Origin of the sequence: Sphingomonas rubra (genome assembly GCF_900115745.1) — a bacterium.
GTDB lineage: Bacteria > Pseudomonadota > Alphaproteobacteria > Sphingomonadales > Sphingomonadaceae > Sphingomonas > Sphingomonas rubra.
Window position 1 is genome coordinate 294,795 of record NZ_FOXP01000004.1, and the last position, 7,879, is coordinate 302,673.

7 protein-coding genes are annotated in these 7,879 nt (G+C 68.1%); 2 read left to right on the forward strand and 5 right to left on the reverse strand.

Annotation, left to right across the window (positions count from 1 at the left end):
• The first annotated feature begins 71 nt into the window (after positions 1–71).
• A complete protein-coding gene (locus tag BM145_RS07100; protein WP_245739154.1) occupies positions 72–2,156 on the forward strand; it encodes a ComEC/Rec2 family competence protein in 2,085 nt (694 codons plus the stop codon).
• On the opposite strand, the gene BM145_RS07105 is transcribed toward BM145_RS07100, so the two are convergent.
• A complete protein-coding gene (locus BM145_RS07105) occupies positions 2,078–3,391 on the reverse strand; it encodes a glycoside hydrolase family 130 protein (RefSeq protein WP_093332810.1) in 1,314 nt (437 codons plus the stop codon). The two genes, BM145_RS07100 and BM145_RS07105, sit on opposite strands and share 79 nt — an antisense overlap.
• A gap of 105 nt (positions 3,392–3,496) precedes the next feature.
• Here BM145_RS07105 and BM145_RS07110 point away from each other — a divergent pair, with 105 nt between their 5' ends.
• A complete protein-coding gene (locus BM145_RS07110; protein ID WP_093332812.1) occupies positions 3,497–4,036 on the forward strand; it encodes a flavin reductase family protein in 540 nt (179 codons plus the stop codon).
• 414 nt (positions 4,037–4,450) lie between these two features.
• On the opposite strand, the gene BM145_RS07115 is transcribed toward BM145_RS07110, so the two are convergent.
• From BM145_RS07115 to BM145_RS07130, 4 genes are all read right to left on the reverse strand, one after another.
• Positions 4,451–4,810, reverse strand: a complete 360-nt coding sequence (locus BM145_RS07115) for a DUF6481 family protein (protein ID WP_093332814.1) — start codon at positions 4,808–4,810, stop codon at positions 4,451–4,453.
• A gap of 467 nt (positions 4,811–5,277) precedes the next feature.
• Positions 5,278–6,465, reverse strand: a complete 1,188-nt coding sequence (locus BM145_RS07120; protein WP_093332815.1) for a hypothetical protein — start codon at positions 6,463–6,465, stop codon at positions 5,278–5,280.
• Positions 6,466–6,662: 197 nt separating this feature from the next.
• Positions 6,663–7,484 (reverse strand): DUF5906 domain-containing protein, encoded by an 822-nt coding sequence (locus tag BM145_RS07125; RefSeq protein WP_093332817.1) that lies wholly within the window; start codon positions 7,482–7,484, stop codon positions 6,663–6,665.
• A gap of 94 nt (positions 7,485–7,578) precedes the next feature.
• The coding region (locus BM145_RS07130) for an integrase core domain-containing protein (protein WP_143090119.1) at positions 7,579–7,879 on the reverse strand (301 nt) is incomplete at its 5' end.

The following is a 7,879-nucleotide window of genomic DNA, read 5'->3' on the forward strand; positions in this document are numbered from 1 at the left end:
CCGCGTGGCGGAGCGTGGTCGAGCGACGGCTAGAGAAGGAGCGCGACCGGCTCGCCTTGTGGACGCCGGTGATGCTCGGCGTCGGCATCGCGCTGTGGTTCGTGCTTCCGCGTCCGGCGGAGTGGTGGGCGGCGGGGCTGGGTCTGATCGCGGTGGCCCTGGCGGGAGCGGCGCTCGGCCGGGGCGGCCGGGCATCGCGCGCGGTGCTGATCGGCGGGCTGGCGGCGGCGACGGGTCTCGCGTTGATGGCCTGGCGGGCGGATCGCGTCGCCGCGCCCGTGCTGGCGCGACCGCTGGTGGCCCGTTTCACGGCGGAGGTGGAACGGGTGCAGCCGTTGGCGGCGCGGGACTTGGTGCGATTGACATTGCGGCCGGTCGGGATGGGACAGGATGGCCGTGGGCGGGCGACGCCGTTGCCGCCGCGCGTTCGGGTCAACCTGGCCGAGGGCGACGTGGTGCCGGGTATCGGCACGGGCGCTATCGTGCGGCTGCGCGCGCGGCTGATGCCGCCGCAGGGCGCGGCCGTGTCCGGCGCGTATGATTTCGCGCGCGTGGCGTGGTTCCAGGGGATCGGCGCCACCGGTCGCGGCTTCGCGCCGGTGCAGCTGCTCCGCCCGGCGGCCGCGGAGCCGGGGATGCGGGCGGCGTTGAGCGCGCATGTCACGGCGCGGCTGGACGGCAGCGTCGGCGGCATCGCCGCGGCGCTGGCGACGGGCGACGTGGGCGCCATCGCCGAGGCGGACGCGGAGGCGATGCGGACGGCCGGGCTCGCGCACCTGCTGTCGGTCAGCGGGCTGCACATCACCGCGGTGGTCGGGGCGACGATGCTGATCGCGATGCGGCTGCTGGCGCTGATCCCCGCGCTGGCACTGCGCGTGCGTCTGCCGATCGTCGCCGGCGCGGCGGGGGCGGCGGCGGCGATCGGCTATACATTGCTGACCGGCGCGGAGGTTCCGACGATCCGCAGCTGCGTGGCGGCCTTGCTGGTCTTGGTCGCGCTGGCGCTGGGGCGCGAGGCGATGACGCTGCGGCTGGTGGCGACGGGCGCGTTGGCGGTGCTGTTGTGCTGGCCCGAGTCGCTGACGGGAGCAAGTTTCCAATTATCCTTCGCCGCGATCACCGCGATCGTGGCGCTGCACGAGCACCCCCGGGTACGGCGTTTCGGCCAGGTGCGGGACGAGAACGCACTACGCCGCCTGGCGCGGAATGCCGTGCTGCTGCTCCTCACCGGCATCGTCGTCGAGGCGGCGCTGATGCCGATCGCGGTGTACCATTTCCACAAGGCGGGCATGTACGGGGCGGTCGCCAACATCGTGGCGATCCCCCTGACGACCTTCGTCATCATGCCGCTGGAGGTGGTCGCGCTGCTGCTCGATCTGGTCGGCCTGGGGGCGCCCGCCTGGTGGCTGACCGGTCTCGCGATACGTCTGCTGCTCGGTCTGGCGCACTGGGTCGCGGCGGCACCGGGCGCGGTATCGGCCTGGCCGTTGATGCCGACCGGCGCGTTCGCGGCGATCGTGCTGGGTGGGGCGTGGATTGCATTGTGGCGAAGCGATTGGCGGCGATGGGGCGTGTTGCCGATCGCGGCCGGCATCGCCTGGGCCGCCACGACGCCGCCGCCCGACCTGCTGGTGAGCGGCGACGGCCGCCACGTGGCGCTGCGTACCGCGGATGGCGAGCTGGCGCTGCTGCGCGACCGCACGGGCGATTACATGCGCGACGTGATGGCCGCGAACGGCGGAGTCGCCGAGCCCGGCCTGATGTCGGAAGGCGGGGGACGCTGCTCGCCCGACCTGTGCGTGGCCGAGGTGCGGCGGGGTGCCCGGATGTGGCGCGTGCTGATGACGCGCAGCGCCTATCCGGTGCCGTGGCGGGAACTGGTCGCCGCCTGCCGGGCGGCCGACATCGTCGTCAGCGACCGACGCCTGCCGCGCAGGTGCACGCCGCGCTGGCTGCGGCTCGACCGCGTGGAACTGGCGCGGCGCGGCGGGGTGGCGGTGACGTTCGCCGGCGGCTGGGTGACGACGGTGCGCGATCCCGCCGATCGTCACCCCTGGCTGGTGCCGCCCCCGGTCGATCAGCCCGGCACCATGGCCGCGAGCAGCCGGTCGATGTCGACGGTGGCAAAGGCGGTATATTCGTCGGCGACGCCGTAGGGCAGTAGCAGCGTGCGGCCCCGCACCAGCCCGCCGCAGCTATAGACGACGTTGGGCACGTAGCCGTCGCGGTCGGCCGGCCCCGGCTCCAGCAGCGGCACCGCCATGCGCGCGATCACGCGCGACGGATCGTCGCGGTCGAGCAGCGCTGCGCCCATGCAGTAATTGCGCACCACACCGACGCCGTGGGTCAGCACCAGCCAGCCCTCGTCGATCTCCAGCGGCGAGCCGCAATTGCCGATCTGCACGAACTCCCAGGGGTAGCGAGGACCCATCAGCTTGCCGACCTCCTCCCAGGCGAGGAGATCGTCGGACGAGAACAGCCACAGATTCTCGTTATCCTGCCTGCCCAGTGCCAGATAGCGGCCATTGATGGGGCGGGGGAACAGCGCCATGCCCTTGGCCTTGCCCAGCTTGCCGGTAACGGGCCGCATCTTGAAAGTGCGGAAATCGTCCGTCTGGAGCAGCTCCTGCCGAACGCCGGCGGCGCCCAGCGCGGTGAAGGTGCCTGCGTAGCTGCGCGGATTGTCCGGAAACGCGAAGGGGGTGAGCCGTAGGTCCTCGATGCCGCGGCTCTGGCTCTCGATGATCGGAAACAGCACCGTTTCCGAAGGATCGCGGCTGCCGTGACAGTTGAGCTGGATCGTCTCCGCGTCCGCCCAGCCGACCGGGGTCTCCTGCACGGGTGGGACGGAGGTGGGGCTCGGCTCGTCCACGGTGACGCTGCCGTCGGCGGCCCAGGTGCCCGTCCGGAACGTCACGGACGAGAGATGGCCCTCACCGATGCCGCGCAGCGAGAACAGGAAGCGGGTGGCTCCATCGCTCGTGTCCTGCACCGGGTGGGGTACCACGCTGGGGTTGAACAGCGCGGCCGACTCAAAGGAATATTCGGCGGAGAAATAGGCGCCGATCAATACCCGCTGCTCGGGCGTGACCCCGGCACCCTCCGGCACCAGTCCGGCGACCTCCTTGAAGCGGCGCTCCAGCATCGGCAGCACGTCGCGGTGGCGCTCGTCCAGCGACAGGCGGACGCGCTCCAGTTCCAGATGCACCTCCTTCTCGCCGAGCGCGAGCAGCCGCGCGATGATCCGTTCGCCGCGCGGATGACCGGGGGTGGCGTAATCGGCCGGGTCGGAGGGTACGAACGGCCGCACCACCGTGCGCGTCGGATCGGGGCGCAGCACGATCGGCAGCGGGGTGACGAGCGACGGATCGGGCGAAATGGTGGCGGGCATCGGGTCTCCTTGGTCGTCGTTGCGCCGACGATCCTATTTGAACGCACGTGGAAGGGGGTGGTGCCGACCGCGGTTCGCGGGCAGGGAAGCAAGAATGGAGAACCGATGACCCTCCCCGACCGCGCGCCTGCGCCCGCCATCGACGGTGCGACCTTTCGCAAGGTTCTCGGCCATTATCCGACGGGCGTGTGCGTGGTGACGGCGATCGACGGGGGCGGGCAGCCCTGCGGCCTGACGGTGGGATCGTTCACCAGCGTCTCGCTCGATCCGCCGTTGGTCGCCTTCTTTCCGGACAAGGGATCGAGCAGTTGGCCACGTATCGCCGCGGCCGGGCGGTTCTGCGTCAACGTGCTGGGCAGCGGGCAGGAGGCGGTGTGCCGCCGCTTCGCCGCGCGCGGCGCGGACAAATTCGCCGGCGTGTCGCACCGGTTGTCGGCGGGGGGGTCGCCGATCCTGGACGGTGTGATCGCCTGGATCGATTGTGCACTCCACGCCGTGCACGAAGCGGGCGACCATTACATCGTGCTGGGGCGGGTGATCGAACTGGACATCGAGCGCGCGGGCCGGCCGCTGCTCTTCTTCCGCGGCCGCTACGGCGCCTTCGTACCGCTGGACGACGGCGAGCGGGTGGCCGATCGGGCCTGAACTGCCTAGATCAACGGGTATGACCAACACTCTGGTCAACCGGCCGGGCTCCCGCCGTTCCTCGCGATCATCCCCGACGGCGTCCTCCCCGCGCTGAAGCAGCCGGTCGCCGGGCACACTGACAGCTTCGCCGAGGCGTCGATGCCGTTGGAGTGCGCCGACGCGCAGATCGACGCCCTATGATCCGCGGGGACGGTTTGGCGAAGAAATCCTGTCGCACGGAGCAATACGTCGGGCGGCGAACAGCTTTCGCGCGTTCCGGGGTCGCGATCCCGATCCCACCGCGATGCTGATCCGCCACGGCCTGCTCTGATGGGCGATGATTTGGCCAGCGGATCGGCGCGGGATGTAGCCTGATCCGCCGCTGGGCGTGATCGGGAGGCGGACGACGGCGGTGCGCCTTACGCCGTTGACTTACTTCTGGCGGGCCTTCCGCGCCGCGTAGCGCGCGTCGCGGGCTGCCTTCAGCTCGGCAGCGGTCGGCAGGTTGGGCGGACGCTTGGCAGCGGCGGCTGCCTCGGCGGCGGCTTCCGCCTCGGCGCGTGCGCGCTCGCGCGCTGCCTCGCGATCCGCCTTCTCCTGCTCGATCGCGGCGCGGCGCGCGGCCTGACGCTCGGCCTCGACCGCCTCCTTCGCCTCGCGCGCAGCCTGCCGGGCGGCGGCGACGGCGGGATCTGGCGCGGGCTTGTTGCGCAGCAGCTCGAGCGCGCGCGCCTTGGCGTCGCGGGCCGCGGCGGCACGCTGGTTGAAATCGGGGGCCTTGAACGCTGCCATGCTGTTATCCGTTGCGCGACGCCGAGGGCCGCAGGGAAATGTTGCCGGCCGAAGCCATAGCACAACGGCTTCGCGATTGCTCGCGAAGCCGTTGAAAAAACTGGTGGACGCACTTGGGCTCGAACCAAGGACCCGCTGATTAAGAGGTCCCGTCCGGCGCGTCACCTGCGGCCCGCATCGCGCCGTTTTCGACCGTTGTCAACCGTTTGCTGAAGTCCGTCGGGCCAGAGGCCAGTACGTCGCTCGTCGAGCGAGCCGCAGCAGCCTGAACCGGGCCAAGGGGCCGGTTAGGGGAAAAAACGGGGGTGGGCTGGGGAGGGAGGAAGGGGAGGATACGCCAACGTGTACGCTCGCGGTCCTCGTAGCCACCATCACGGCGCCGCAGGTCAGCCAGATACAGAAAAAACCCGATCGGTACAAACCGATCGGGCCTCCTACAGGGTGTCCAGCGTCGTACGGTGCGTTCTTCAGCACTGATCCTGGAACTGGATCGCAGCGCAGGCTCGCGCAAATTGCGGCTTGAGGTAGTAGACCGCCCTTCGCACGTGCTTGTTTAACGGGCCGTCTGGACCCGTCAGCCCATTGAGGTCGCGCCGGATGGCGTGTCGGGCATGCAGGCCGCCGGCATCAAAGAAGCCCACTGAAAGGAATGCGTTAATCGCGGACTGGGCCGTCTCGGCAGCCACTTGCGAGAAGGGGCCGTGCCCCTTGCCGCCGCCCCATGCGCGTTCGATCAGCGGTCGCAGCGCGATGATGAGGGTAATCGTAGAGGCCTCACCGCCGAGAGCGATTGAGACGTGCCGCTCCAGCTGGTCCAGCCTGGCGGAAGCCGCGATGAGGAAGTGGAGGGTCAACTGCCGCACACCGTCGGCGCTGAACTTCTCGCGCCTCACGCCGGTCAGCTTGTTCATTTTGACTCGGCTGGGGCAGCACGCCTTCAGCCGCAGGGTTGCTGCGTCCTTGGGATAGGCCTTGTCCTCTGGCCCGTTCGCGTGAGTGATGAAGCGTAGCGTGGGGATGCCGTCGCGCTCTTCGCAACTCAGGCGCTCGTACTCGTCCCAGCGCCGCTCGACCGTGCCGCACATGGTGGCGTGCTGAACGATCCGGATGTCGGACACCGAGTCGGCGGTGCTGTAATCCCGGCAGGCTTCGCCCGCCTTGAGCCACAGCTCGCCCGGCAGCCAGCTCTCGCCGAAGGCCGCTTGTAGCGCGTCGAGTACGTAGTGAGCGGCCTCTTCCAGCGTGCCGAGCTGAAGCTGAAGCGCCTCGGCCGTGTGATGCTGGCTGCCGATCAGATTGACTGTGCCGTCGAAGCTTGCCGTGTCGGGCGAGAGACCGAGCACCCCGCGCATCATCTTGAGGCCGTTGCATTGGATCGAACAGCGGTTGCCGAATACGAGATTGTCGCCGTCGAGGTGCAGATGCAGATCGATCCGCAGCTCTCCGGCGGGCTGGTCGTCGTCGGTGACGAGGTGGAGGGTGACCTGGGCGTAACCCTCCGCACTTCTCTTGCTCGGCGTCGTAACCTCGCCGATCTTGAACAAGCACGAGATAAGGCGGCGTAACGTCCGCCGCCCTGACCCAACCAGGACGGCCGTGAACCCGAACACCAGCCGATCGGCCAGCGCTTCGGGGGAGCTAATTACATTGGTCATGTGAAAACCCTGTCGGCGATCGGCGAGGCCGATCGATTAGAACTCGGCATCGGCGCTGCCGATCTATTAAACGATGCTGTTCATTGCGGCGCTGCTCCTACGCGCATGCGCCATGTCGTTGTGCTCGCAGAGACTGATCATCCCAGATTGCGAGGCGAGATGAGGCGGGGTGGCCCGAAGCCACCCCGCGCGGTCGATCAGAGCTCGTCCAGATCGACCTCCGTCGGACCACTTGGGTCCGCCTGAGGCGGTGAGATCAACGACACGCCATAGTAGAAGGACTGGCCGTTCGATTTACGACGCGTAGCGCCGTAGCGGGTCTGCATGACTCCGGCGACCCGGCGGATGACCGAGTCCAAGTTGGCGGGCGGCTCCACGTCGCAGTCGCGCGCGAAGGCCGTCAGAGCGTTACGCAGATCGGTCGTGGTGATCCGATCGCCTGGTGCTTGCCGCACCTGCGTGTGAGCGAAAATCATTGGCCAGTCGTCGCCGAACTGGATTTTCGTTGCTGCGAGGTGATGGCCGGGCGGGATGGTGAACCTATTGTTTTCAAGCAGGCGCTTCGCACCCGCCAGTGCCCATGCCAGGACGGCGTTCGGGTTCGCCTGTAGACGGCTGCTGAAGCCACCATCTATCTGTGCATCTTCCAGCGAGTGCGGGAAGGTCAATACTAGGATGCGACGCTCGGAAGCGTCGGTCTTGTCGATGATCCGTGGGACCTCGTTACCGGCGCAAAGGTGCCAGGTTCGCGGTATAATCGACACTGGATCTCTATACAGTCGCCGCATCATGATCCGCTCCCAAGATACGATCTTCTTGAGATTCTCGCCGCTGATGCGAACATGGCTGCCTAGTTCTGAGACGGTGTTAAGCAGCGCGTTTTCGAACGCTGTCAGGTAGTTGGGATTGCTCCAATGCTCAGGCGGCACGGAGCAGACGGCACTGGCCGGCAGCAGTTGCTCTAGCATGTTGATGAGCGTGGACTTGCCCGACCTGCGGGCGCCCTGAAGGATAAACATGCGCCTGACCCCGTCCTTGGACGGTGTAATGTTGAAGAGGATCGCTCCTGCAATTTGAACCGCGCCGGGTTTGCCGGAGGCCGTTAGATGTGAGTCACGCTGCCATATCGATGACGTCGTCGGAAGCATAGTATTGGTCTTCGGCTTCGGCAGGTGGGATGTTGCCGATGGGTTCGAGCAACCGGCGATGGTTGAACCAGTCCACCCATTCGAGCGTAGCGTACTCGACCGCTTCGAAGCTGCGCCACGGCCCGCGCCGGTGGATCACCTCGGCCTTGTAGAGGCCGTTGATCGTCTCGGCCAAGGCGTTGTCGTAGCTGTCGCCGACGCTGCCGACTGATGGCTCGATGCCGGCTTCGGCGAGGCGCTCGGTGTACTTGATCGACACGTACTGG